Genomic DNA, 24180 nt, shown 5'->3' with positions numbered 1-24180 from the left:
TCAATGTTGTGTAGACGCTTGATCTCCGACACTCACCCGGTTGAGCCGCGCCGCCGCCCAGGACACGAAGAGCCACAACGCTATCGCGGCCGCCGTGTCGGTGAAGATCGTCGCGAACCAGAACGCCGGGATCTGCGGCACGCCCACCAGGAAGTGGCCCGCGCCGACCAGGCCACCCAAGGAGCAGACCAGCAGGAATCCCAGCGCCCGCCAGTACCGGCCCTTCACATAGAGCCGATAGCCGGCCAACCCGAACGCCGTGAACAACACCCACCCGAACGCGACCACGATCTGCGCCGCGAGCACGGGGATCCCCGGGATCTGCGGGTAGTCCTGCGCGCGGATGACGTTGTGCGCGTAGTGGAAGGTGGTCGTGAGCAGCGTGAACGCCAGGATCACGCGGAGTGCGGCAAGACCTTTCTCCGGCATCGTCGTTCGCCCCCTTGTGCGATTTGATAGATCGCTCTAGCGAGAGAGTAACGCCTGGTCGGCACTCACACCAGGTCGATGCGGTGGTAGCTCACGGGATAACCGGCTTTCGCGAAAGCCGCCGCCATGGGTCCGTTCGTGACGTCCGTGGCGGCGACGATCTTCTCCGCGCCGTACCCGACGAGCTCGTGGGTGGCCTCGACGAGCAGGTCGTAGGCGTATCCGTGCCCACGGTGCTCCGGCACCACACCGACGTACGCGACGATCGGCGCGCTCGGGTTCCGCGCGGGGATGGTGAGGCCGACGAGGTCGCCGTGTGGGGTGTACGCGAGCCGCCACCAGTCGCGCGGGCTGGGGAGCCAGCGCAGGAGGTCGAGGTCTTCTCGCGCCGCCGCGTCGAGCCCGTGCTGCGCGGTGGTGCGGCGGACGTGCGCGTCGAGGCTGCTCTGGTGGACGCGTCGGAAGACTTCGAGGAGCTTGTCGTCGTCGGGTTCCGCGCGGAACTCGAGACGGCCGGGTTTCCCGGGGAGCCCGTTCGCGGTGGTCCAGGTGTAGCGGTACCGCTCGACGAGCACCTCCATCCCGGCGGCGGTGGCGGCTTGGATGCGGTTTTCGACCTCGGGTTTTACGGCCGGGTCTTCGCGCCAGCCCGGCGGGACGGTGAGGGAGTACTCGGTGCGGAACGGCGCTCGGCGGAGGACTTCGATGCCGGCTTCGAGGTCGGTGAAATCGAACCAGTCGAGGGCCAGGGGTGCTTCGTCTTTTTCGCTCGCCCACCAGGCCGCGCGGGCCACGGGCTCGCCGTTTCGCGTCGCGACCCAGGTCCACTCGGGACGGTATTCGCGGCGTTTCGCCATTTTTTCGTAGTCCCGCCCGAGCAGGGCACTGCCGATGCCCTGGGTGGCGGGCAGGTCGGTGAACAGACGCTCCTCACCCGCGACGAGCGGGCGCACGACCAGGTCGGTCATGTGTTTCCTTCCGGGAGTTCCGCGCTCCCGTCAGGCCCTCGGCACCCTCAGCCGGAGGTGGGAACGCGCGACCGAGTAGCCGAACATGGCGTCCACCTCCTGTCCTGTGTGGTGAGGGTGCTGGGCGGTACTCAACCTGGTTGCCGCGGGGGCGGTCAACTGGTTTAGACGAGCAGGGCGGCCAGGGTGTCGACGACGGCGGTGACGGCGGCCGGTTCGCGCAGGTGCCTTGACCACAGGGCCGACTCGGCCGCGCGGGCCTGCGTCCAACGACGCACCCGTTCACGGTCGACCTCGGCTGCCGCGGCGAACTCCGCGATCCGCCGGTTTACGGCCTGGCGCAAGCTGACTTCCGCCGTGACCGCGGGCCAGTCGCCGCGTAATACGGGGAGCAGCTCGAACTCCGGGTCGCCGGCCAGCCCGTCGGGATCGATGACCCGCGGTTCGTCGTGGCTGCGCATGATGTTGCCGAAGTGCAGGTCACCGTGGAGCAGCGTCGTCTGGCGCTCGGCCGCGAGGTCGCGGACGCCGGCCACCGCGGCGTCGATGATTCGTGCCGGCAACGGAGATCCGAGCCGCTTGGCGTGCCCGGGCAAGTTCCAGCCGAGCGCTTTGTCCGCCAACGACGGCAGGCCGGGCGGCGCGGGGATGGCCAACCGCCGGGCAAGGCGGCCGACCGTGGTCAACGGGCCGGGTCCGGCTTTGCCAGGGGCTGCAGCCGTTCGAGCAGCATCGCGAATCGGCTGTCGTCGCGTTCCAGGAGGCGAGCCGCGCCGTTGCCCTGCCACGCGGCCAGTGCCACTGGCTCGGCGGTGTTCGCCGGTGACGGGAACCCCAGCTTGAGCGCGACCTCGGTGCCATCCGCGCGGACGGCAGGGACCACCAGGCCGACAAAGCCGTGCAACACCGGCCCCGACACGGGGCACGACCAGCGCTCCAGGAACTCCGCCGCCAAGTCCGGCAGCGACTTCACCCAGCGCCTGCCCGCGTCGCCCTCGCGGGCGGCCGTTGCCGTGGCGAAGGGCGGCGGCACGGTCAGGCGGGTCACGTCGGCTCGGTGAGGCGGGCCCGCAACGCCGCCAGCGTCCGAAGCGTCACCTCCACGTCCGCGGGTGACAGCCCCGAAGCCACGTCGTCCGCCCACCGCGCCTGGCGGGCGCCGAGGTCGCGGAGGGCCGACCGAGCCACCGGCGTCAGCTCCAGAAGCGGCGCACGCGCATCGGCGGGGTTCGGGGCGCGCGTGAGCATTCCGTTGCGCAGCAGGCGGTTCACCGTCTCCTGGACGCTCTGGCGACGTAGGCCGCGGCGGCGGGCCAGGTCGGCGGCCGTGGTGGGGCCGTCTTCGAGGAAGCCGAGGACCAGCCACTGGGCGGCGGTGAGGCCGGCCGGCGCGGTGAGGGCGTCGCCCGTCGCAAGGAGGGTGCCGTTGGTGAGGAAGACGTCGTTGACGAGCTGGGTGAGGCGCTCGGCGCGGCGGGTCATCGTGCTAGCGTGCCATATTGACAGGTACCTGTCGAAGGGAGAAGTCATGGAGATGCCCGAAATCACCCCAGCGCACGAGGAGCTCAAGGCTCTGATCGGGGACTGGGCCGGGGTGGAGGAGCTCGCGGCCTCGGCCTGGGCGCCGGCGGCCACCGCGAAGGCGACCGCCACCTACCGAGGCGCGCTGGACGGGTTCGCGGTGGTGCAGGAGTACGTCCAGACGCGCGAGGACGGCAGCACCTTCCTGGGCCACAACGTTTTCACCGTCGACCCGGCCACCCAGGAGACGCTCTGGTACGGCTTCGACAGCTACGGCTTCCCGCCCGGCGAGCCCGGGCGCGGCGAGTGGCGCGAGGGAACCCTGCACCTCGAAAAGCGCACCCCGCGTGGCGTAGCGCGGCACCGGCTGACCCCGGACAACGACGTCCTCACCCACGAGATCGACGTGAAGATGGGCGACGCCGCGGAGTTCGGCCCGTTCCTGCGCGCCCGGTACACGCGCACGCACTGAACTGTGCCGTTGCTTACCAACCCGACCACAGTCACGGCGGGAATGGTTGCCAGGCGCGGTAACGTGCGGCCGGGCGCCCGCCTACTTCTGGTCGGATTGGTAAGAAGAGACCATGACCGAGTCGACCACCCAGGCCAACGGCATCACCCTCTGCCACGAGGAGTTCGGCGCCGCGACGGCACCGCCGCTGGTGCTGATCATGGGGCTCGCCGCGCCGATGACCTGGTGGGACGACGATTTCTGCGAGCAGCTCGCCGCGCGCGGGTTTCGCGTGGTGCGCTTCGACAACCGCGACGCCGGGCGCTCGCAGCGCATGTCCGGGCGCGCCGACGTCGTGCGGGCCTACCTGCTGCGCGCGGCGCCGTACTCGGTGGCCGACATGGCCGACGACACCGCCGGCCTGCTCGACGCCCTCGGCATCGAGCGCGCCCACGTCGTCGGCGCGTCGATGGGCGGCATGATCGCGCAGACGCTCGCCATCCGGCACCCGGGGCGCGTCCGGTCGCTGACGTCGATCATGTCCACCACCGGCAACCGCCTGATCGGCCACCCGAGCCCGCGCGCGGCCGCGTCGATGCTGGCGCCGCAGCCGCGCAACCGGGCGGAGTACGTCGAGCTGCTGGTCAAGACCTTTCGCCTCATCGGCTCCCCCGGCTACCCCTTCGACGAGCAGCGCATGCGCGAACGCGCCGAACGCACCTTCGACCGCGGCGTCAACCCGGGCGGCGCCGCGCGCCAGCTCGCCGCGATCCTCTCGACCCGCGACCGCACCGCCGCCCTGCGCCGCCTCACGCTTCCGTCGCTCGTCGTCCACGGCGCGCGCGACCCGCTCGTCCACGTCTCCGGCGGCCGCGCCACGGCCCGCGCCCTGCGCGCCGACCTCGACGTCGTCCCGGGCATGGGCCACGACCTGCCGGAACCCATCTGGTCCCGGGTGCTCGACGGCATCGCGCGGGTGGCGGCTAAAGCGTGACGACACCGAGGTGCGTGAAGTGCGCCGCCACGCGGGAACCCACGGCGACGGGCCCGGTCAAGCCTTCCGTGGCCACGAGAAGGCCCTCCTCGGCGGCAACGCCCTCGATCGCCTGATATCCCACCGCCGCGCCCGTGGCCGTGTCGACGATCTGCCCGTCGACTTCGAGCAGCACCGCTTCCATCGTGAGGTCGAACCCCTCGGGCGAAACCCCCACCGGACCGAGCCGGACGGCCACCAGGACATCGTCCTCAAGCAGCGCGATACCGCCGTACACGCGCGAAACAGCCTCAAGCGCAACCACGCCTGGCCCTGCCAAGCCCCGACGCAGGCGGAAAACCAGCACCGGCCGCGCCCGCATCCCGGCGGCGACGGGAGCCGTGAGCATCTCGTCCGTCACGAACACGGGTCCTCCTCCGCCGCGAACACCGCGGTCACGCTGCCCAGCCCCGCCATCGTCGCGACGACCGTGTCGCCCGGCGCCACCGGAAACGCGCGGGTCATGGACCCCGGCAGCACCACGTGGCCCGGCTCCAGCGTCACGCCGAGCGGGCCGACGGTGTTGGCCAGCCACACCAGCGCGTTCACCGGCGAGCCCAGCACGGCCCCGCCGGCGCCGGTCGCGGCGAGCGTGCCGTTCAGGTGCAGGGTGCAGCCGGTGAGCCGCAGGTCCACGTCACCCAGGGCGGTCGGGCGGCTGCCGAGCAGGACACCACCGGAAGACGCGTTGTCGGCGATCGTGTCGAACAGCGAGATGCGCCAGTCGCGGATGCGCGAGTCGACGATCTCCAGCGCCGGCAGCACGAAGTCGACAGCGCGCACGGCGTCGGCCACCGTCACGCCCGGTCCACGCAGGGGCGCGCCGAGCACGAACGCGATCTCCGGCTCGATCCGCGGCTGCAGGAACAAGCCTGCCGGGATGGGCTGGTGTTCGAGGTGGAACATCGACGCGGTGAGGTGGCCGTAGTCGGGCTGGTCCACGCCCATCTGCCGCTGCATCGCGGCCGACGCGAGCCCCACCTTGTGGCCGCGCACGACGTCGCCGGCCTCGACCCAGCGCCGCACGAGCGCGAGCTGGACCCGGTAGGCGTCCTCGGCCGTGCCACCCGCGAACGGCTCGACGGGCTCCCGCCGTTCGTGGGCCCGGGCCAGGCTGTCGACGACTTCGTGCAGGTGCTCCACGCCGACGGACTCTCCCGGACGAGCCGGCCCCGGCCAAGGCGTTCGTTCCGCTGGACGGCACGACGCAATCTCTCGCGGAGAAACTTCTTGCACGCGAGACATATGAGGAGTAGCTTTTGAAGCACCAACCCCCTGAGAGGACGTGACCGGAGATGGCACCCACCGAGACCGAAGTCGCGAAGCTCGCCGAAGCCCGTGACCAGCTGCGGGACAAGCACCTCCACCCGGCCGCCGTCCGGCCCACGACCGCGGGCCGCGGCATCCACCACACCGCCCTGCTCTCCAGCGACGTCGAGCGGACGATCAGGTTCTACCAGGACGTGCTCGGCTTCCCGCTCACCGAACTGATCGAGAACCGGGACTACCCGGGTTCCAGCCACTTCTTCTTCGACGTCGGCAACGGCAACGCGGTCGCGTTCTTCGACCTGCCGGGCCTCGACCTCGGCCCGTACGCGGAGGTCCTCGGCGGCCTGCACCACCTCGCGCTGTCGCTGACGCCGGAGAACTGGGCCGCCGCGCGCACCCGTCTCGACAAGGCCGGCGTGAAGTACCTCGAAGAGAGCGGCACGTCCATCTACCTCACCGACCCGGACGGCGCGCGCATCGAGCTCATCGCCGACGACCTGGGTGAGATGTACGGCTCGAAGATCGGCTGACGCGGAATCCCTTGTTCGCCAACAACGTTCCCCCATCATGCAACCTGAAGAAATCCTCGCGAACGCCACGACGATCGCGGTGGTCGGCCTGAGCCGCGACCCGGCGAAGGCCGCGCACGGGGTGCCCGCCACGCTGCAGGCGCACGGTTTCCGCATCATCCCCGTGCACCCGTCGGCCACGGAGCTGCTCGGCGAGAAGGTCTACCGGGCCCTCAAGGACATCCCGGAGCCGGTGGACCTCGTCGACGTCTTCCGCCCGGCCGCCGAGGCCCCGGGCATCGCTGCCGACGCCGTCGCCATCGGTGCGAAGGCGCTGTGGCTGCAGCAGGGCATCGTCTCCGCCGAGGCGAAGCGCATCGCGGAGGAGGGCGGGCTCGAGTACGTGGAGAACCGCTGCACCGCGGTGGTCCGCGCGGTCGCCGCGATCTCGAAGAACTGACCGCGGCGGGCTAGGGCATCATCGACGCGTAGCAGCGTCCGCCGGCCGAGGCGCGCTCCTGGCCGGCGAGGCACCGTGACCGAAGAGCCCCACCACCGCGGCGACCCCGCCGTTTTCGCTGCCGACCTGCAGGCCGACGGCGAGCCGGAGGCCGAGTTCAACCCCGGTATCGCCGGGCGGCTGCCCCGCAAGAACGTCGCCGCCGGCGCGCTCGTGCGCGACGGGGAGGGTCGGCTGCTGTTCGTCGACCCGACGTACAAGCCGTTCCTGGAGATCCCCGGCGGCATGGTCGAGGACGACGAGTCCCCGCTCGCGGCCTGCCACCGCGAGGTCCGCGAGGAGCTCGGCCTCGACCTCGCGCTGGGGCGGCTGCTGCTCGTCGACTGGATGCCGACCCACGGCGTCTGGCGCGACAGCCTGCAGCTGATCTTCGACGGCGGCACCCTCAGCCCCGCGCAGGTGCACGCGATCGAACCGGCCGGCGACGAGCTCGGCGGCTTCGAGTTCCTGGACCTCGCCGCGGCGGAACCACGGCTTCGGCCGTCCAAAGCCAGGCGCGTGGCGCTCGCGTACCAAGCCCTGCTCGCGGGCGAGACTTTCTACGGCGAGTTCGGCCGCTCAGCGCAGTAGCAGCCGAACTCAGCTCGGCATCGACTGCGGCCCGGTCGGCACCGACGGCGCCGGGTTGTCCCGAACCTGCACCTGCGCCTGCAGCAGATCCGCCGTCGTCGCCGGGTAGTGCAACGCGCGGTTGTCCCGCGGGTACCGCGCCGGCTGCCGATCGAACCGGAACGCCGACGTCAGGTCACCGACGGTCCGGCGGCGCCAGGCACTGATGTGCGGCTCCCGCACCCCGAACCGCGCCTCCAGCAGCCGGATCAACGACGTGTGGTCGAACGTCTCCGAGCTCACGTACCCACCGGCCGTCCACGGCGACACCACCACGGTCGGCACGCGGAAACCGAGGCCGATCGGCACGCCGCCGACGAACTCGTCCGGGGTGCCGGCGGGCGGGGTCGGCGGGGCGACGTGGTCGAAGTACCCGTCGTTCTCGTCGTAGGTGAGGATGAACGCCGTCTTGGCCCACACGTCGGGGTTGGCGGCGATCGCGTCGAGCTTCGACGCGATGTACTGCGCACCGGCGGCGGGCATCCAGTTCGGGTGCTCGGTCTGCGCCGAGGGCGCCACCAGCCACGAAACGGCGGGCAGGTTGTCGTTGCGGGCGTCGTGCTCGAACCAGCCCGCCGACTTCTTCACCATCGCGTTCTTGTACAGCGGCGACGACTTCGGCGCGTCCGCGAACTGGCGGAACCAGGCCAGCGCGTTGTCGTCGTAGTTGTCCTCCTCCTGGTAGATCCGCCACGAGACGCCGGCCTCGGTGAGCCGCTCCGGGTAGGTCTTCCAGGACAGCGCCGGGTTGTCCGACGACATGAAGTTGGTGTTCGCGGGTCCGCCGGCCGTGCCGTGCGGGTCGATCCACCCGGTCCACAGGTAGAGCCGGTTGGGGTTCGTCGGGCCGATCACCGAGCAGTGGTAGTGGTCGCAGACCGTGAACGCCTCGGCGAGCGCGAAGTGGAACGGGATGTCGTCGCGGTCGTAGTAGGCCATGGTCTTCGCGCCCTTGGCCTCGATCCAGCGGTCCAGCTTCCCGTTGTTCCACGCGGTGTGCTGGTCGGTCCAGTCGTGCGGGAGACCCGGCGTGGCCTGCGCGCTCGTCGTGCGCGTGTTGTAGCGGAACGGCAGCAGGTAACCGTCGGGGTGGCCGCTGTAGGGCTGCTGGAAGACGGAGTTCCCGCTCGGCAGCTTCATCGCGTGCGGGTCGGCGAAGCCGCGGACGCCGTCCATGGTGCCGAAGTAGTGGTCGAACGAGCGGTTCTCCTGCATGAGGATCACGAAGTGCTCGATGTCCTCGAGCCGTCCCTTCCGGCGCGCGGGCTCGGCCAGCGCCTTGCGGACGTTCTCCGGCAGCGCGAGCGATCCGGCCGCGGCCGCGGCCGCCGCGGCGGCACCGAGGACCCGGCGCCGGGTGAACTCGCTCACGCTCTCGCTCCAAAGTGGACGATACGATCGTTTCCGGTGTCCGCCACGAAGATGCGGCCCTGCGCGTCGACGGCCACGCCGAGCGGGAAGCTCAAGGCGCCGGGCCCGTCGGTGCCGAACTCCGCGCGGTACGGGCCGGTGGTGCGGAACTGCGCGACCCAGCCGTAGTCGGGGACGGTCACGTACGCGTCGCCCTGGGTGTTGAGCGCGACGCCCGCGGGGTTGGACAGACCGCCGAACTCGCTGTTCTGGCCGCCGCCGATGGAGCCGATCGCCTTGCCGTCGCCCGAGTAGTGCACCACGGCGACGCTGCCGCTGGCGGCGCGGCCGTTCTGCACGATCCACGCGCCGCCGGCGCCGTCGCTGACGATGCCCTGCGGCGAGCTGACCTTCTCGGTGATGTCAGTGAGCGCCTTGCCGGTGAGGGTGTCGAAGCGGGCCACGCGCTGGTGGCCGGTGTCCGAGACCAGCAGCCGGCCCGCGGTGTCGATGGCGACGCCACGCGGGTTGTCCAGCTGCCCGGCGCCGTACTCGCGCGCGAAGCCGCCCCACCAGGAGTACTGGACCACGCGGTTGTTGCCGGTGTCGGCGACGTAGACGTTGCCGGCGTGGTCCACGGCCACGGCCTGCGGCGCCTTGAACCGGCCGGCGAGGACCCGCACCAGGCGGCCGTCGCGGGTGAAGGCCTGCACGCGGTCGTTGCCGGTGTCGGCGACCCAGATCTGGCCCCGCGGGTCGACGGTGAGGCCGGCCGGGCTGCTGAACTGCGCCGGCCCGCGCCCGCTGCGGCCGAACGCGCCCTGGTACACGGGCGGTGGTGTCTGTGGCGTCGGGCGCACGACGAAGCGCACGGGTTCGGCGAGCCAGGCGTAGCCGTCGTTCGCGAGGTAGAACGCGACGTAGTTCCCGGGGCCGAGCGAGCCGGTGGAGAACGAGACGGTGCCGCTCGCCGGCGGGGTGTACTCCCACAGCGTCGACGGGCCGACGTAGGACTGGTCGACGGGGCCGTCGCCCGGGTCGGAGTAGAGCCCGACCCAGTTCTTCGGGGTCACCGACGACTGGGGCGTCGTGTACGTGAAGGTGATCAGCTCGCCCTGCTCCACGGAGGGCGCACTGCTGACCAGGGTGCCGGTAGCCACGGGCACAGCATCCACTGGCACGCCCGTACCAGGAAAGCCGGGGTGGTGGGTGTTCAGGAAGAGTTCGCTCAGGTGACGAGCCGGTAGCCGACCCCGCGGACGGTCTCGATGGTGTGGGTGCCGAACGGCGCGTCGATCTTGCGGCGGAGGTACCCCACGTAGACCTCGACGACGTTCTCGTCGCCCTCGTAGTGCGCGTCCCAGACGTGGCCGAGAATCTCGTTCTTCGTGAGCGCCGCGCCCTGGCGGCGGAGCAGGAACTCGAGCAGGCCGAACTCGCGCGCGGTCAGGTCGATGCGCTGCTCTCCCCTGTGGACGGTGCGCGCGGCGGGGTCGAGTTTGAGGTCGCCGGCCGCGAGCACGGCGGGGCGGGCGGGGGCGCCTCTCCTGAGCAATGCCCGCAGCCGCGCGACGAGGACAACGAAGGAGAACGGCTTGGACAGGTAGTCGTCGGCGCCGAGGTCGAACGCGTCGGCCTCGTCGTACTCGCCGTCCTTGGCGGTCAGCATGAGAACCGGGGTCCAGTTCTCCTTGGCGCGCAGGCGTTTGAGCACTTCGTATCCGGAGAGCTCGGGGAGCATGATGTCGAGCACGACGGTGTCGTAGTCGTGCTCGGTGGCCGACCACAGGCCGTCGGGTCCGGTGTGGACGACGTCGACGGTGAAGCCCTCCGCGACGAGTCCCCGCCGCAGGGTTTCGGCGAGCTCGCGCTCGTCCTCGACGATCAGCAGCCGCACGGTCAGTCCTCCTCGAGGCGGGGCAGTTCGATCCGGAAGTGGGCACCCGGGTAGCTGGGGTCGGTGACGTCCACGTAGGACGCCTGGCCGCCGTGGCGCGCGGCGATGCCCGCGACGATCGGGAGGCCGAGACCGGTGCCGCCGTGGCCGCGCTGGCGCGAAGCGTCGAGCCGGACGAACCGTTCGAAGACGCGCTCGCGGTCCTCCGGGGCGACACCGGGGCCGTCGTCGCTGACCTCCACCACGGCGGTGGTTTCGTGGACCCAGCTGGCGATGCGGACGCGTTCGCGGGCATGACCGCGGGCGTTGTCGACGAGGTTGCGCACGGCCCGTCTCAGCTGAGCTTCGCTGCCGCGGACCTTGGCCGGCCCGGCGCGGACCTCGATCTTGATGGGACCTTCGGCGCGGATGCGGTGGGCCTCGGCGCGGACGATGTCGTCGAGGTCCACTTCGGTCGTCGCGGGGCGCTCGGTGGTGTCGTCGGTGCGGGCGAGCATGAGGAGGTCGTCGACGAGTTCGCGCAGGCGCGCGGTTTCCCGGGTGATGACGGGGACGAGCTCGCCGGTCGTCTCGGGGTGGCGGCCGGAGACGTCGAGAGCGGTGCTGATCGTCGAGAGTGGACTGCGCAGCTCGTGGCTGGCGTCGGCCACGAACCGGCGTTGCGCGGCTTGGGCGGAGTGCAGGCGGTTGAGCATCTCGTTGAGGGTCACGGCGAGGCGGTGGACCTCGTCGTTGCCGGGCGGCAACGGAACTCTCGCGGTGAGGTCTCTTGTGGACACTTCGGCGACGGTGCGGCGCATGCGTTCCACCGGCCGCAGGGCCGCGCCGACGGAGCGGTAGACGGCGAACCCGGCGATGGCGAGCAGCGGCAGGGAAATCAGGGCCAGGAGGAGAGTGAGCCGGGTCGACGCTTCGGTGACGGGTTCGAGGGATCTCGCCGAGATGACGGTGTAGGGCCCGCCCGGCCCCCGGACGCCTTGGGAGACGACGCGGTAGTCGGCGCCGTCGCCGTTCAGGTCCAGTGGCAGGGTCTCGACGGTTTCCTGGCCGGGGGCGGGTCGGTCGCCGGTCAGCGGCGGGTGACCGGTGATGGCGGGGTCGCCCGCGATGGGCCGGCCGGTCCTGTCGAGCACCTGCGTGACGGCCTCGGTGTCGCCGGTGCTGGCGACGTCGCTCGCGGAAAGGTCGCGCGAGCCTTCGCGGACGAGCTGGATGGCGACCTGGCGGCCGGTGCTGCGCGCACTCTCCGTCACGCTGCGGTCGAGCGACTCTTCGAGCAGCACGACGACGACCACGCACGCCACCGCGATGGCCAGCGCCAGCACCACCACCGCGACGGCCGTGGTCCGCATCCGGACACCGATCACCGCTCGCACCCTCACGTACGCAGGGTAACGATTTCCGGTTCGGGTCCGGTGTTCGCTCCTCGTTTCGCTCACCCCGGATCGTCTGTCCTGTTCGGACTGTTTACCCGGGCGGCGCTGTGGTTTTGCTGAGAAGGCGATTGTTGTTGCGTGGAATGCTTTGTTAGTCGTCCTAACGATCGGAGGTTGAACCATTCAGGGCAACCTTGACCTGCCACAATACGAAAGTAGGTCAAGATCTTCCGTCCATACATCGGAGCTGTTAGCGTCCAACCCCGCTTAGCGGAAATACGTGCCGGTGAGCGGGAATTTGGGCGAAGGGGCGATCGACGTGACGGAACGAGGGCTGGACCAGAGCGGCACGCTGGAGCGCGGGCTCGCGGTGCTGGAGCACGTGGGGCAGCACCAGGAGATTTCCACCAACGCGATCGCGAGGCAACTGGGGCTCTCGCGCAGCGCGGCGTACCGCATCGTGGGCACCCTCAAGCGGCTCGAATACCTCGAAGCGGACACCGTGACCGGTCGCGTGCGCCTCGGCACCCGCCTCGTCGAGCTCGGCGCCCGCGCGATGGCCGCGACCGACCTGCACCGCTGCGCGCCGCGCTACCTGGCGTCGCTGGCCGAACGCTCGGGCGAGACGACGTACCTCGCCGTGCCCGACAACGACACCATGGTCTACGTCGCCACCGAACGCAGCGCCAGCGCCGTCACGCTCGCCTGCCGCCTCGGCACGCGCCGCCCGCAGCACGCGACGTCGCTGGGCAAGGCCTGGCTCGCGGCGTTGCCCGAGATCGACCGGGTTGAGCGCGTCCGCCGGATGAAGCTCGACAGCCTCACGCTCAAGACCATCATCGACCCCGGCCGCCTCCTCGACGACCTCGCCCGCACCAGCCGCCGCGGCTGGGCCATCGACGACGTCGAGAACGAGCCCGACGTCGGCTGCGTCGCCGCCGCCGTCCGCGACCACTCGGGCCGCCCCATCGCGGCCATCAGCGTGGCCGGCCCGGCCCCGCGCGTGCTGCGCCGCGTGGAGGAACTGGGCGCGACCGTGGCGGGGACTGCCGCGGCGCTGTCGCTCCGGCTGGGGTACGTCCGGAGCCGGTAGGCCATCGGCCGGACATCCGACGAAGCGCACAACCCAAAGCATCGAGCCCGCTGTCACCGCACCCGGCTCGACCCCTCAGCTGGCACGCGCCGCGGTCGACTCCGCACCGCAGCCCGCAACGACCTGACACCCGCCGCCAGCGTAGGCCGGCTCGGCGTCCGCCGTGGCCGGGAAGGAAACGAAAGACCCTGGGTCTCCCGGAACCGCCGCCGTCGGGAGGGCCGGGCGGATCGGCGAAGGGGCTGACGCGTGACCTGGATCCAGGATTACCAACCGGCGGGCGGGCTGTGGGTGTCCGCGCTGCTCGCCGCGCTGCCGATCATCGTGTTGCTGGTGGCGTTGGGTGTCGTGAAGCTGTCGGCGCACCTGTCGGCGGCGTTGGCGCTCGTCACGGCGCTCGGGGTGGCGCTGCTGCTCTACCGGATGCCGGTGGGGCTCGCGCTCGACTCCGCCGTGATGGGCGTGGTCTTCGGGGTGTGGTCGGTGGCGTGGATCGCGTTCCACGCCGTGTACTTCCACAACGTCACGGTGACCACGGGCCGCTTCGACAGCATCAAGCGCGTGCTCGCCGGGTTCAGTGAGGACCGTCGGCTGCAAGCGTTGCTGATCGCGTTCAGCTTCGGGGCGTTGCTGGAGGGCGTCGCGGGTGGTGGGTCGCCGATCGCGATCACGGCGGCGATGATGGCGGCGCTCGGGTTCCCGCCGGTGAAGGCCGTGGTGCTGGCTCTGCTGGCGAACACGGCGCCGGTGGCGTTCGGCGGGCTCGGGAACCCGTTGATCGTGCTCGGCCGCCTCACCGGGCCGATCATGCACCTCAAGCCGGAAGACGCGACGGCGGCGTTCTCGTCGATGGTCGGGCGGCAGGTGCCGTTCCTGGCCGTGATCATCCCGGCGTTCCTGATCGTCGTGCTGGCCGGCTGGAAGAAGATGCTGGAGGTCTGGCCCGCCGTCGTCACGGCCGGGCTGGCGTTCGCGCTCACGCAGTTCGCGGCGTCGAACTACATCAGCGCGAGCCTCGTCGACGTGCTCGCCGCCCTCGCCGCGATGGCCGCGCTCTACGTGCTCACGCGGTTCTGGCAGCCGAAGACCGTGTGGCGCTTCGCGGGCGAAGAGCCGGTGAAAACGTCGGCGAGCCTGGGCGCGGCGAAGGCCGAACGCGGAGCGCTCTACGCGTGGACTCCGTACGTGATCCTGATCCTCGCGATCTTCCTGTCGCGCATCGGCACGATCTTCGCGCACCTGCCCGTGTGGTTGGACCTCACGAAGCTGCTGCACAAGGCCGACTGGGTGTTCGCGTGGCCGGGGCTGCACAACCACGTGATCCAGCACGCGCCCATCACGCCGAAGGACACGCCGTACGCGGCGACGTTCACCGTCGACTTCCTCTTCTCCCCCGGCACGGTCGCCCTCATCGCCGCGGTGATCGCCGGCTTCGCGATGGGCGCACGGCCGAAGCAACTGGTGCGGACGTACCGCGCCACGTTGCACCAGATGCGCTGGGCGCTCGCGACGATCTTCATGATCCTCGCCATCGCGTTCGTGATGAACTACTCCGGCGCCACGCAGACGCTGGGCCTCGCGCTGGCCACGACCGGCGTGCTGTTCCCGATCTTCTCCGCCTACATCGGCTGGCTCGGCGTGTTCCTGACCGGCTCCGACGCGTCGACCAACAGCCTTTTCGGTCCCATGCAAGTGATCTCCGCCCAGCAGCTGCACCTCAACCCCGTGCTGGCCGGCGCGACGAACACGTCCGGCGGCGTGATGGGCAAGATGATCTCGCCGCAGAACCTGTCGATCGGCGCGACGGCGATCGGGCAGAGCGGCAAGGAAGGATCACTGCTGCGCCAGACGTTCCTGTGGTCACTCGCGCTCACCGCCGTGGTCGGCGTGATCTCACTGCTGCAGGCGACCGTGCTCGGTTTCATGATCCCCTGACGGGAATTGCTCTTTTCGGGGCAACCAGTCACCGTCCACTGTGGGCGGTGACTGGGCTGTCCGGATGAAAACCGGACACACCCGGCTCCGCGCGACCTACCGTGGTGCACATGCCACTGACGCTGATCAAAGGCACGTTCCAGCTCCTCGGTGCCGCACCGGACGGCGACTCCGTGCGGTTCTACCCCGACGACCCGGCCGCGACGAAGAAGGCCGGCCTGCGCGTCCGCCTCAACTCCCGCGGCGGCATGCAGCTGCGCCTCGACGCCATCGACGCGCTCGAAACCCACTACCGGCCGCGCGGCGGCGAGATGCTGCACCAGCCGGCTTCCCTCGGCGCCGCCGCGGCCGACCGGCTCGTGTCGCTGCTCGGCTTCACCTCCGTCACGCGCGGCGAAGACGGCATCGTCACGGCCGCGAAGCCGGAGAAGGTCTCGGGCCACATCCTCACGCGCTTCGCCGACAAGTACGGGCGGGCGGTCGCGTTCGCCTTCCCGGGCCAGCGGCCCGGCCGTTCCGTGGACGGCAGTGAGGTGTTCCTCGACACGAAGACGTTGAAGAACTCGGTGAACTTCCAGCTCGTCTCCGAGGGTCTCACGTATCCGACGTTCTATTCGCTGTTGTACGTGGATCTGCGCCAGACTCTCGCGGACGCTGCGGTGTCGGCCCGCGCGTCGGGCAGCGGCGTGTGGGCTTCGGACGTGACCACTTCGGGTTTCCGGCTCCGTTCTCGGGCCCAGTTGCAGGATGAGCTCGTACTGCTGCCCAAGCTGTTCCGCCGGCTGGCGGATTACCTCGCCCTGGACGAGACGGGCGGGGTCTCGCTCGCCGGCTTCGCCCACTTCCTCGACACACGCGACGACCGGCTGTTCACCGTCCCGGATGGACAGTCGACGGAGCTCGCCACGCTGGTGGAGGTGAAGCGGCAGACGGTGAAACTTCTCGTGCCGCCGGAGCGGATCGTGTTCGTGGAGGCTTGACGAACGTTCAGCAAGCCGCCGCTCGGTCCAACAACAGCGTGCGTTCGCGGGCATTCCCCGTCATGTCCGCCGCCCGCTCGAACTCCGCCTTCGCTTCGGCCAGCCGGCCCAGCTTCACCAGGAAATCCCCCCGAACGCTCGGCAGGAGGTGGTAGTTCTTCAACGCCGGCTCGTCCTTCAGCTTGTCCACGAGCTCAAGACCGGCTTCCGGCCCCTCGGCCATCGACACCGCGACCGCCCGGTTCAGCTCGATCACCGGCGAAGGTGTCAGCTGGGCGAGCCCGGTGTACAGCGCGGCGATCCGCGTCCAGTCCGTCTCCTCCGGCACGCGCGCCCGCGCGTGACACGCCGCGATCGCCGCCTGCGCCGAATAAGGCCCGTACGCGCCCTCGGCCAGTTCCTCCGAACGCGCCAGCGCCGCGAGCCCACGCCGGATCAGCAACTGGTCCCACCGGCCCCGGTCCTGTTCCAGCAGCAACACCGGCTCCCCGGACGGACCCGTCCGCGCGGCCGAGCGCGAAGCCTGGATCTCCAGCAGCGCCGCCAAGCCGTGGACCTCGGGCTCCGTCGGCATGAGTCCCGTGAGCACGCGGGCCAGCCGTAGGGCGTCCTCGCACAGGCCGGGGCGCAGCCAGTCGTCGCCGCGGGTGGCGGAGTAGCCCTCGTTGAAGATCAGGTAGATGACCTCCAGCACGGACGACAGGCGGGCCATGCGCTCTTCGCCGACGGGGACCTCGAAGGGCACCTTCGCGTCGGCCAGCGCCTTCTTCGCGCGCACGATCCGTTGCGCCACAGTGGATTCCTTGACGAGGAACGCGCGGGCGATCTCGTCGGTGGTGAGCCCGCCGAGCATGCGCAGCGTGAGGGCGACGCGCGCCTGGGTGGGCAGCACCGGGTGGCAGGCGGTGAAGACCAGCCGGAGGATGTCGTCCTCGATGTGTTCCTCGTCGAGGACCGCGTCGAAGTCGGCGAGGTCCGGCTCGAAGGCCTGCTGCTCGCGGCCGAGTTCGTCGAGCTTGCGGCCGAACGTCTCGTTGCGGCGGAACTGGTCGATCGCGCGGCGCTTGGCCGTGGTCATCAGCCACGCGCCGGGGTTGCGCGGCACGCCGGTCTCCGGCCACTGCTCCAGCGCCGCGACCAGCGCGTCCTGCGCGAGCTCCTCCGCGAGCCCGACGTCGCGCACCATCCGCGCGAGTCCCGCGATCACCCGCGACGACTCGATCCGCCAGACCGCCTCCACGGCACCGTGCGTCTCCACGGAGCCCATCAGACAGGCTGGCCCGCCCGAGGGCAAGCCTCGGGCGGGCGCGGCGTCACGGAACGAGCGGCCTGATCTCCACGACCCCCGCCTGCAGGTCGGGGTTCGGCGCGCGCTTGAGCAGCTCGACGATCTCCGCCACCGACTCCCCCTGCAGGATCCACAGCCCGGCCACGAGCTCCTTCGTCTCCGCGAACGGCCCGTCGACCACCCGCGGCTGCGGCTCGCCGTCGAAGTAGACCAGCCGCGCGCCCTGCGAACTCGGCGCGAGGCCCTCGGCCTGCACGAGGTGCCCCGACGCCGCCAGCTCGTCGTTGAACTTCGACATCTGCGCCATCAGTTCGGCGCTCGGCATGACGCCGGCCTCGGAGTCGGCGTTGGCCTTGACCATCACGAGGAAGCGCATCAGGCGTTCTTCGCCGCTTCCGCGCGCAGCTTCTCCTCGGCCTCACGCAGCTCAGGCGTCAGGTTGTCGCCGAAGTCCTCGGCCTCGGCGATGCGCCGGATCTCGATCTCGTGGTGCGCGCCGTCCGTGTTGGGCACGCGCTTCACCCACTCGATGACCTCTTCCTTCGACTTCACCTGCAGGATCCAGAAGCCCGCCACGAGCTCCTTGCTCTCGGCGAACGGGCCGTCGATCACGGTCGGCTCGGCGTTGCCCGCGAAGCGCACGCGCGCCCCTTCGGCGCTCGACGTGAGGCCCTCACCGGCGAGCATCACGCCCGCCCGCACGAGCTCCTCGTTGAACTTCCCCATCTCGGCGAGCATCTCGGTGGTCGGCAGCTGGTTGGCCTCGGACTCTTCGCTCGCCTTCATGATCACCATGAACCGCATTTGGGAGATCCTCTCTCTTCGGTTTTGCCGTCACCCCTGCGTCGAACGGGCGGCCGCTGGATCGACAAGGCGCCCGAACTTTTTTCCCGCGGCCGAAACTAGCAGGTCAGGCAGCTGCTTGGGGGACAAATCGGGCGTGGGAGAATTCTCGGTCGTGGCGCACCTCCCCGAAGACCTGCGAACCGCCCTCGACGACGAGCTCGGCCGCTTCCCCGAATCCCGGCTCGCCCAGGCGGTCGACAAGCTCAGCTCGCGCTACCGCTCCGGCGAAGCCGCGACGGCGCCGATCCTCACCTCGGAGCTCGACGTCGCCGCCTACGCGGGCTACCGCATGCCGGCGACGTACGCGGCCGTCAGCTCCGCGCTCGGCGAAGTGGCCGCGGCCGCCCCCGGGTTCGCGCCGCGCACACAGCTCGACATCGGCGGCGGCACGGGCGCAGCCATCTGGGCCGCGGCCCGCGCGTGGCCGACGCTGGAGAAGTGCACCGTCGTCGAGCAGGTCGCCGGCGCGCTCACCCTGGGCCGCAAGCTCGCGGCGAGCGCCGAAGACGCGGCGGTCCGCGGGGCGACGTGGCAGCGCGGGCTGATCGACCCGGCGTCACCGCTGCCGGCGGCCGACCTGGTGACTCTGTCGTACGTCCTGGGCGAGCTGCCGGAACGCACGCGCGACGAGGTGGTGCGCTGGCTCGCCGCGTCGGGTGGCGCGGTGGCGCTGGTCGAACCCGGCACGCCCGCCGGGTTCGACCGCATCCGCGCGGCTCGCGACGTGCTGCGCGGCCTCGGCCACACGGTGCTCGCGCCCTGCCCGCACGACGGCGAGTGCCCCATCAAACCCGGCGAGGACTGGTGCCACTTCGCCGCGCGCCTGCCGCGAAGTGGCGTGCACCGGCGCATCAAAGCGGGCACGCTGGGGTTCGAGGACGAGAAGTTCTCCTACGTCGTCGCGGCGCCGGCGGGCGTCACAGCCGACCGCGCCGACGCGCGGATCCTGCGGCACCCGCGCAAGCACAAAGGCTTCGTGCAGCTCGACCTGTGTACGGTGGATGGCCTCGCTTCCGGCGTCACCGTGTCCAAACGCCACGGTCCCCGCTACCGCGCCGCGCGCGATGCGGAATGGGGCGACGCTTGGATTACCGCTGCGAATACCGGAGCCACGAACACCGGGACCACAAAGGAGTAGTCCGATGGGGAAGGTCGTCGCGGAGATCAGCATGTCGCTCGACGGGGTCGTCGCCGGCCCGGGCACGGACACCGACAACCGCCTCGGCCGCGACGGCGAGCTGCTGCACACGTGGATGGCGCACGGCAACGAGACCGACCACGACGTGATGGCCGAGTTTTTCACCGACACCGGCGCGTTCGTGCTCGGGCGCACCACGTTCGACATGGGCATCGACGTCTGGGGCCCGGACGGCGCCTTCGAGCGACCGGCGTTCGTCCTCACCCACCGCGCGGCCGAACCGCTGGAGCGCGGGAAGACCACGTTCACCTTCGTCACCGACGGCCCGGAAGCCGCGCTGGCCCAAGCGCGCGAGGCCGCGGGCGACCGCGACGTCGTGGTCATGAGCGGCTCGGCGATCGACCAGTACCTGCGCCTCGGACTCGTCGACGAGCTGCGCCTGCACCTCGTGCCCCTGCTGTTCGGCGAGGGCGTGCGCCTGTTCGACGACCTCGCCGACCACCGCGTGACGCTGGAGCGCACCGACGTCGTCACCACCCCGACGATGACGCACCTGACCTACCGGGTCACTTCCTGAGACCGCACGGCGTAGCTGTCGAAGTGAGTAGCACAGTCGCGCACTTCCGGGGCCCGCGAAGGAAACGCGGTGGCCCGACGGACACAACGTGTTCCCGAAAGCCTCGGTCACCACACCGCCGGTGCCACCGCGGACCAGCTCCTCCTAGCCTCGCGCTCGACTTCCCCCACCGCGCGAGTTACTGGAGGCAGATGAGTGCTGTCCGTCGCTGGTTCGTCACCGGCGCCTCCCGAGGCTTGGGCCGGGCGCTGACCGAGGTCGTGCTGGATCGCGGTGACCGGGTCGTCGCCGCGGTCCGGCGGCGCGAGAGCATGGCCGACCTCGCGCAGAAGTACGGCTCGCAGATCGAGGTCGAGCAGCTCGACGTCGGCAACCTCGCGGCGATCGACGACGTCGTCGGCCGGGTGCTGGCCCGCGGACCGCTCGACGTGGTCGTGAACAACGCCGGCTTCGGCGTGATCGGCGCACTCGAGGACCAGAGCCCCGAGCTCGTACAGAGCCAGCTCACCACAATGCTGCACGCACCGATCGCGATCACGCGCGCCGTGCTGCCCGCGCTGCGCGAGCACGGCGGCGGGCACATCTTCCAGATCTCCAGCATGGGCGGCCAGATGGCCTTCCCGGTCAACACCGTCTACAACGCGGTCAAGTGGGGCCTGGAGGGCTTCAGCGAGTCGCTCGCCCAGGACGTGGCCCAGTTCGGCATCCGCGTCACCATCGTCGAGCCGGGCGCCATCCGCACCGACTTCCACCACTCGGCGAGCTTCCCCGAGGGCAACCCGGCCTACCAGGAGGGCGCGGTCGCGGCCGTGCGCGGCTACTTCCGCACCGCGGGCCTGGACCTCTACCAGGGCGACCCCGGCAAGGTCGCCGGCGCGATCCACGACCTGTCCACCCAGGAGAACCCGCCGCTGCGCGTCCCGCTGTGCAGCGACGCCTTCGACGCGTTGACCGCCACGCTGCAAGGCCGCCTCGACGCCCTCGCGCCACTGGAGTCGCTCGCGCGGTCCGTCGCGATCGATCCGGCCCCGGAAGAAGCCTGACCCACCGTGTCCGGTCGGCGGCCCCGGCTCCGACTCCATGGTGAACCGAACCGGAAGGACGACCACCATGGACTTCGAACGCCGGGCCGCCGAGATCGTGGCGCAGACCGAGCTGCTGCGGACCACCGCAACCGGCGCTGACCTCGCAACACGGATCGCCGCGTGCCCGGACTGGAGCCTGGGCCAGCTGCTCAACCACGTCGGGGCGGGGCACCGGTACGCCGAGGGAATCGTGCGCACGCGCGCGTCGGAGGCCCCCGCCGATGACTACCTGCGCAATCCGGGCCACGAAGTCCGGCCGGGCAGCTGGCTCACCGACGGCGCCGAGGCCCTGGCGACGACCTTGCGCGAAGCCGGGCCCGACGCCGAGGTCTGGACCCCCGTCCCCGCCCGAGCGCCGCGGGCCGCGTTCTACGCCCGCCGCTTCCTGCACGAGACGGCCATGCACCGCGCCGACGTGACGCTCGCCCTCGGGCAGCCCTTCGAGCTCGACGGCGACCTCGCCCACGACACCCTCGACGAGTGGCTCGAACTCGGCTCCCTGCCGGTGATGTTCGACTACTTCCCCGAGCGCCGCGCGCTGCAGGGACCCGGCCACACCGTCCACCTCGCGCCGACGGACCACGCGGCGTCGTGGACCGTCGACCTCACCGGCGACCTGCCCGCGTGGCACCGCGGCGCCGTCGAGAACCCGGCCGTGACGGTCGAGGCGCCGCTGACCGACCTGCTGCTGATCGTCTACGGCCGCGTGCCGGCCACCACCGCGAAGCGCACGGGCGACACGGCGTTCCTCGACACCTGGCTCTCTCTGGTGAGTTTCGGCTGAATCCCCCGGCTCAGCCTCACGGCTGAGGCACTTCGCACCCGCGCAGGGGGCGAAGCGCGCCCCGGCACGAGACGATCAGGACCATGACCACCCAGCGCGTGGGCCCGCGCATCGCCCTGGTCGCCGAGATCGTGGCGCTCGTGGTGCTCGTGGTGCTCGACGCCGTGGTGTTCACGCGCTCCGGCTCGGCGCAGGGCACGCTCGCGCTGATCGCCGTGGACTTCGCGCCCGGGCTCGGGCCGGTGGTGGCCGTGCTCGCCGTGCTGCGCCGCCGGTTCCCGGACCACGTCGCGCTCGTGGCGACGGCGGTGTCGTGCCTGTCGCTGCTCGGAACGGCCGTCACGGCGGGCGTCGCGGCGCTCGGGCAGCGGCTACCGGTGCAGCCCAGCGGTGCCGAGTCACTCGCGATCGCGCTGGTTGTCGGCGCGTGCTGCCACCGGCTGCAACGGCCGCCCGCGGCGACGTTGTCCGTCCTCGGCGGGATCGCGGCCGTGGCGGCGCCGGTGTTCCGCTACGGCATCGGCTCGCCCGCGGCGCTGCTCTCGGCCGCCGCGGCCGTCGCGTGGGGTGCGGCGCTCGCGATCGGCCTGCTGTTGCGCGACGCCGACGCGCGGGCCCGGGCCGAAGCCGTCGAGGTTCGCGCGGCGGAGCGGCTGAACCTCGCGCGCGAGCTGCACGACCTGGTCGCGCACCAGATCACCGGCATCGTCGTGCGGGTGCAGGCCGCGCACCGCGTGACCGAACGCCAAGGCGGTGACACCAGTGCGTTCGCCGAGATCGAGCAGGCGGGCGCGGAGGCGCTGGCGTCGATGCGCCGGCTCGTCGGCACGCTGCGCACCGACGGCGAGAACTTGTTCAGCCCACCGTCCGGGCTCGCTGCGGCCGTGGACCGCGCGGTGCCCGACGACGGCACCGTCACCCTCGACGTGCCCGGCGACCTCGGCGGTCTCAACGCGACGCCGGAGGTCGTGACCACTGTCCACCGGCTGATCACCGAGGCCCTCACCAATGTCCGCCGCCACGCGCCGCGCGCCACCGACGTGCGGGTGAGCGTGCGCCGCGACCAGCGCGACCTCGTGGTGGAGGTCGGCAACGACGGTGCGGCCAAGCCCGCGCGGCCCGGCGGCTACGGCTTGATCGGCATGACCGAACGCGTCACCGCCGTCGGCGGTACGGTTTCCGCGGGCCCGGCGGCCGGGCACCGCTGGCTGGTGGCCGCGCGGCTGCCGCTCGAAACAGCCTGAGCAGAACAGCCTGAGCAGGAGGATCCCCGTGCCGGTGACCGTGTTGATCGCCGACGACCAGGCGATGGTCCGGACCGGCTTCCGGCTGATCCTCGAAGGCGAGCCGGACATCGAGGTGGTCGGCGAGGCCGCCGACGGTCAGGACGCCGTGCGCCTCGCGCGGCAGCTGCGCCCGGACGTCACGCTGATGGACATCCGCATGCCCGGTATCGACGGGCTGCAGGCCACGAAACTCCTGGCCGGCCCGGACGTCGCCGATCCGCTGCACGTCGTGATGGTCACGACCTTCGGGCTCGACGAGAACGTCCACGCGGCCCTGCGCGCCGGCGCGTGCGGCTTCCTGTTGAAGGACGCGGGCGCGACGCTGCTGATCGAGGCCGTGCACGCGGCCGCGCACGGCGAGGCGCTCGTCTCCCCGGCCATCACCACGCGTTTGCTCGCCCACTTCGTCGGCAGTGCGAGCAAGGAACGGTCCGAACCGGACAGTCCGCTCACCAACCGCGAGCTCGACGTGGTGAAAGCCGTGGCGGGCGGCCAGACCAACGCCGAGATCTGCGAGTCACTCGTCCTGTCGCTCTCCACCGTGAAGACTCACCTCGCGGCCGCCCAGCGCAAGCTGCGGGCTCGCAACCGCACCGAGATCGCCATCTGGGCCTGGGAGACCGGGCTCGTCCGCTGAAGCTGCGACGCGCACGACCATGGTCCCCGCGACCAGGTCACCGAGGCGTTGCCGGCGGGGGCTGACCAGCATGATCACCACCCCTGCGAGGCCCCAGCAGAACCCGTCGACCACCATCAGCACCGCGCGGATCACGTAGGCGCGCAACGGAGGCCGGCCGCCGTCGGGCAGCACCACGCGGATCCGCAGCCAGCGCATCGCCGGCGTCTGGCCGCGGTGGCGGTGCGGCCACCAGATCTCGAGGTACAGACTCGCGAGCACCCAGATCCCGAACGTCGTGAACGCCACGACCTCGATGAACGTGAGCAGCGAGCCGGGCGGGGGCACGTAGAGCACGACGAGCACCGCGACCACCGCCACGGGCACGGTGGCGAGCAGCTGGTCGAGCACGCGCTGCACGACCCGTCGGCCCACCACGCCGGGGCCGGGCGCGGGAATGGTCATGTCCTCAGTTTCCCCGCTGTGGCAGCCTCGCGCGCGTTGGCCCGCCTCGTTCGCACGGCCGAGGCGGCACCGGAAGTTCGTCCGCAAGGCTGATCGCCGGCGTCCGCGCGCGCACGAGACTCGACGGCAAGCGGATCACGGACGAAAGGACTCCC

At 71.1% G+C, this 24180-nt stretch carries 29 protein-coding genes; 14 read left to right on the top strand and 15 right to left on the bottom strand.

Annotation, left to right across the window (positions count from 1 at the left end; genetic code table 11):
* The 5 genes from ACFY1H_RS26570 to ACFY1H_RS26550 all read right to left on the bottom strand — a co-directional run bounded on the left by ACFY1H_RS26570 (position 1) and on the right by ACFY1H_RS26550 (position 2879).
* Positions 1–429, bottom strand: a complete 429-nt coding sequence (locus tag ACFY1H_RS26570) for a hypothetical protein (protein WP_366582408.1) — start codon at positions 427–429, stop codon at positions 1–3.
* A gap of 65 nt (positions 430–494) precedes the next feature.
* Positions 495–1397, bottom strand: a complete 903-nt coding sequence (locus ACFY1H_RS26565) for a GNAT family N-acetyltransferase (RefSeq protein ID WP_366582407.1) — start codon at positions 1395–1397, stop codon at positions 495–497.
* Between the two features lie 164 nt (positions 1398–1561).
* On the bottom strand, positions 1562–2083 hold the full coding sequence (locus ACFY1H_RS26560; protein ID WP_386950632.1) for an aminoglycoside phosphotransferase family protein: 522 nt from the start codon (positions 2081–2083) through the stop codon (positions 1562–1564).
* A complete protein-coding gene (locus ACFY1H_RS26555; protein WP_386950629.1) occupies positions 2080–2445 on the bottom strand; it encodes an aminoglycoside phosphotransferase family protein in 366 nt (121 codons plus the stop codon). The genes ACFY1H_RS26560 and ACFY1H_RS26555 overlap by 4 nt, the downstream gene beginning before the upstream one ends.
* Positions 2442–2879: a MarR family winged helix-turn-helix transcriptional regulator gene (locus ACFY1H_RS26550; protein WP_386950626.1), complete on the bottom strand. Its 438-nt coding sequence runs from the start codon at positions 2877–2879 to the stop codon at positions 2442–2444. Before ACFY1H_RS26550 ends, ACFY1H_RS26555 begins: the two co-directional genes overlap by 4 nt.
* 46 nt (positions 2880–2925) lie before the next feature.
* On the opposite strand from ACFY1H_RS26550, the gene ACFY1H_RS26545 reads away from it, so the two are divergent.
* Together ACFY1H_RS26545 and ACFY1H_RS26540 are read left to right on the top strand one after the other, a co-directional pair.
* A complete protein-coding gene (locus ACFY1H_RS26545; RefSeq protein WP_386950624.1) occupies positions 2926–3390 on the top strand; it encodes a DUF1579 family protein in 465 nt (154 codons plus the stop codon).
* Positions 3391–3502: 112 nt separating this feature from the next.
* Positions 3503–4363 carry an alpha/beta fold hydrolase gene (locus ACFY1H_RS26540; RefSeq protein WP_386950622.1) on the top strand — a complete coding sequence of 287 codons (861 nt, stop codon included), beginning with the start codon at positions 3503–3505 and terminating at the stop codon, positions 4361–4363.
* On the opposite strand, the gene ACFY1H_RS26535 is transcribed toward ACFY1H_RS26540, so the two are convergent.
* Positions 4353–4769 carry a hypothetical protein gene (locus tag ACFY1H_RS26535; protein ID WP_386950619.1) on the bottom strand — a complete coding sequence of 139 codons (417 nt, stop codon included), beginning with the start codon at positions 4767–4769 and terminating at the stop codon, positions 4353–4355. The two genes, ACFY1H_RS26540 and ACFY1H_RS26535, sit on opposite strands and share 11 nt — an antisense overlap.
* On the bottom strand, positions 4760–5515 hold the full coding sequence (locus ACFY1H_RS26530) for a 2-keto-4-pentenoate hydratase (RefSeq protein WP_386951375.1): 756 nt from the start codon (positions 5513–5515) through the stop codon (positions 4760–4762). The genes ACFY1H_RS26535 and ACFY1H_RS26530 overlap by 10 nt, the downstream gene beginning before the upstream one ends.
* A gap of 182 nt (positions 5516–5697) precedes the next feature.
* Here ACFY1H_RS26530 and ACFY1H_RS26525 point away from each other — a divergent pair, with 182 nt between their 5' ends.
* The 3 genes from ACFY1H_RS26525 (at position 5698) to ACFY1H_RS26515 (ending at position 7270) form a co-directional block, all read left to right on the top strand.
* A complete protein-coding gene (locus ACFY1H_RS26525) occupies positions 5698–6201 on the top strand; it encodes a VOC family protein (RefSeq protein WP_366582401.1) in 504 nt (167 codons plus the stop codon).
* A 37-nt stretch (positions 6202–6238) separates the two neighbouring features.
* A complete protein-coding gene (locus ACFY1H_RS26520; RefSeq protein ID WP_386950616.1) occupies positions 6239–6640 on the top strand; it encodes a CoA-binding protein in 402 nt (133 codons plus the stop codon).
* 75 nt (positions 6641–6715) lie between these two features.
* The gene (locus ACFY1H_RS26515; RefSeq protein WP_386950614.1) at positions 6716–7270 is read left to right on the top strand and encodes an NUDIX domain-containing protein; all 555 of its coding nucleotides are present in this window, start codon (positions 6716–6718) and stop codon (positions 7268–7270) included.
* 9 nt (positions 7271–7279) lie between these two features.
* Here the strand turns inward: ACFY1H_RS26515 and ACFY1H_RS26510 are convergent, their stop codons facing one another.
* From ACFY1H_RS26510 to ACFY1H_RS26495, 4 genes are all read right to left on the bottom strand, one after another.
* Positions 7280–8680 carry a phosphocholine-specific phospholipase C gene (locus tag ACFY1H_RS26510; RefSeq protein WP_386950611.1) on the bottom strand — a complete coding sequence of 467 codons (1401 nt, stop codon included), beginning with the start codon at positions 8678–8680 and terminating at the stop codon, positions 7280–7282.
* Positions 8677–9819 (bottom strand): NHL repeat-containing protein, encoded by a 1143-nt coding sequence (locus ACFY1H_RS26505; protein ID WP_386950609.1) that lies wholly within the window; start codon positions 9817–9819, stop codon positions 8677–8679. Before ACFY1H_RS26505 ends, ACFY1H_RS26510 begins: the two co-directional genes overlap by 4 nt.
* 68 nt (positions 9820–9887) lie before the next feature.
* Positions 9888–10556: a response regulator transcription factor gene (locus ACFY1H_RS26500; protein WP_364049809.1), complete on the bottom strand. Its 669-nt coding sequence runs from the start codon at positions 10554–10556 to the stop codon at positions 9888–9890.
* A 2-nt stretch (positions 10557–10558) separates the two neighbouring features.
* Positions 10559–11938, bottom strand: a complete 1380-nt coding sequence (locus ACFY1H_RS26495; protein ID WP_386950607.1) for an ATP-binding protein — start codon at positions 11936–11938, stop codon at positions 10559–10561.
* A 313-nt stretch (positions 11939–12251) separates the two neighbouring features.
* On the opposite strand from ACFY1H_RS26495, the gene ACFY1H_RS26490 reads away from it, so the two are divergent.
* The 3 genes from ACFY1H_RS26490 (at position 12252) to ACFY1H_RS26480 (ending at position 15940) form a co-directional block, all read left to right on the top strand.
* Complete coding sequence (locus ACFY1H_RS26490; protein ID WP_366582396.1) at positions 12252–13025, top strand: IclR family transcriptional regulator; 774 nt, start codon at positions 12252–12254, stop codon at positions 13023–13025.
* Positions 13026–13274: 249 nt separating this feature from the next.
* Positions 13275–14960, top strand: coding sequence for an L-lactate permease (locus ACFY1H_RS26485; RefSeq protein WP_386950602.1), 1686 nt, complete (start codon positions 13275–13277; stop codon positions 14958–14960).
* 110 nt (positions 14961–15070) lie between these two features.
* The gene (locus ACFY1H_RS26480; RefSeq protein ID WP_386950599.1) at positions 15071–15940 is read left to right on the top strand and encodes a thermonuclease family protein; all 870 of its coding nucleotides are present in this window, start codon (positions 15071–15073) and stop codon (positions 15938–15940) included.
* A gap of 7 nt (positions 15941–15947) precedes the next feature.
* On the opposite strand, the gene ACFY1H_RS26475 is transcribed toward ACFY1H_RS26480, so the two are convergent.
* Genes ACFY1H_RS26475 through ACFY1H_RS26465 form a run of 3 tightly spaced genes read right to left on the bottom strand, consistent with a single transcriptional unit; the run spans position 15948 to position 18032 of the window.
* The gene (locus ACFY1H_RS26475) at positions 15948–17207 is read right to left on the bottom strand and encodes an RNA polymerase sigma factor (protein WP_366582393.1); all 1260 of its coding nucleotides are present in this window, start codon (positions 17205–17207) and stop codon (positions 15948–15950) included.
* A 46-nt stretch (positions 17208–17253) separates the two neighbouring features.
* Positions 17254–17604 carry a YciI family protein gene (locus ACFY1H_RS26470; protein ID WP_366582392.1) on the bottom strand — a complete coding sequence of 117 codons (351 nt, stop codon included), beginning with the start codon at positions 17602–17604 and terminating at the stop codon, positions 17254–17256.
* Entirely contained in the window at positions 17604–18032 is a 429-nt protein-coding gene (locus ACFY1H_RS26465; RefSeq protein WP_366582391.1) for a YciI family protein, read from the bottom strand. The genes ACFY1H_RS26470 and ACFY1H_RS26465 overlap by 1 nt, the downstream gene beginning before the upstream one ends.
* 154 nt (positions 18033–18186) lie before the next feature.
* Here ACFY1H_RS26465 and ACFY1H_RS26460 point away from each other — a divergent pair, with 154 nt between their 5' ends.
* The 6 genes from ACFY1H_RS26460 to ACFY1H_RS26435 all read left to right on the top strand — a co-directional run bounded on the left by ACFY1H_RS26460 (position 18187) and on the right by ACFY1H_RS26435 (position 23581).
* The gene (locus ACFY1H_RS26460) at positions 18187–19212 is read left to right on the top strand and encodes a small ribosomal subunit Rsm22 family protein (protein ID WP_386950595.1); all 1026 of its coding nucleotides are present in this window, start codon (positions 18187–18189) and stop codon (positions 19210–19212) included.
* Positions 19213–19216: 4 nt separating this feature from the next.
* Entirely contained in the window at positions 19217–19789 is a 573-nt protein-coding gene (locus tag ACFY1H_RS26455; RefSeq protein ID WP_366582389.1) for a dihydrofolate reductase family protein, read from the top strand.
* A gap of 191 nt (positions 19790–19980) precedes the next feature.
* A complete protein-coding gene (locus tag ACFY1H_RS26450) occupies positions 19981–20832 on the top strand; it encodes an SDR family NAD(P)-dependent oxidoreductase (RefSeq protein ID WP_386950591.1) in 852 nt (283 codons plus the stop codon).
* 67 nt (positions 20833–20899) lie between these two features.
* Positions 20900–21658: a maleylpyruvate isomerase family mycothiol-dependent enzyme gene (locus tag ACFY1H_RS26445; protein WP_386950588.1), complete on the top strand. Its 759-nt coding sequence runs from the start codon at positions 20900–20902 to the stop codon at positions 21656–21658.
* An 83-nt stretch (positions 21659–21741) separates the two neighbouring features.
* Positions 21742–22902 (top strand): sensor histidine kinase, encoded by a 1161-nt coding sequence (locus tag ACFY1H_RS26440; RefSeq protein ID WP_386950585.1) that lies wholly within the window; start codon positions 21742–21744, stop codon positions 22900–22902.
* A gap of 28 nt (positions 22903–22930) precedes the next feature.
* Positions 22931–23581: a response regulator transcription factor gene (locus tag ACFY1H_RS26435; protein ID WP_366582385.1), complete on the top strand. Its 651-nt coding sequence runs from the start codon at positions 22931–22933 to the stop codon at positions 23579–23581.
* On the opposite strand, the gene ACFY1H_RS26430 is transcribed toward ACFY1H_RS26435, so the two are convergent.
* The gene (locus ACFY1H_RS26430; RefSeq protein WP_366582384.1) at positions 23462–24025 is read right to left on the bottom strand and encodes an RDD family protein; all 564 of its coding nucleotides are present in this window, start codon (positions 24023–24025) and stop codon (positions 23462–23464) included. The genes ACFY1H_RS26435 and ACFY1H_RS26430 overlap by 120 nt on opposite strands.
* Between the last annotated feature and the right edge of the window lie 155 nt (positions 24026–24180).

Source organism: Amycolatopsis sp. NPDC001319 (genome assembly GCF_042896185.1).
GTDB lineage: Bacteria > Actinomycetota > Actinomycetes > Mycobacteriales > Pseudonocardiaceae > Amycolatopsis.
This window is presented reverse-complemented; position numbering and strand designations above follow the sequence as displayed.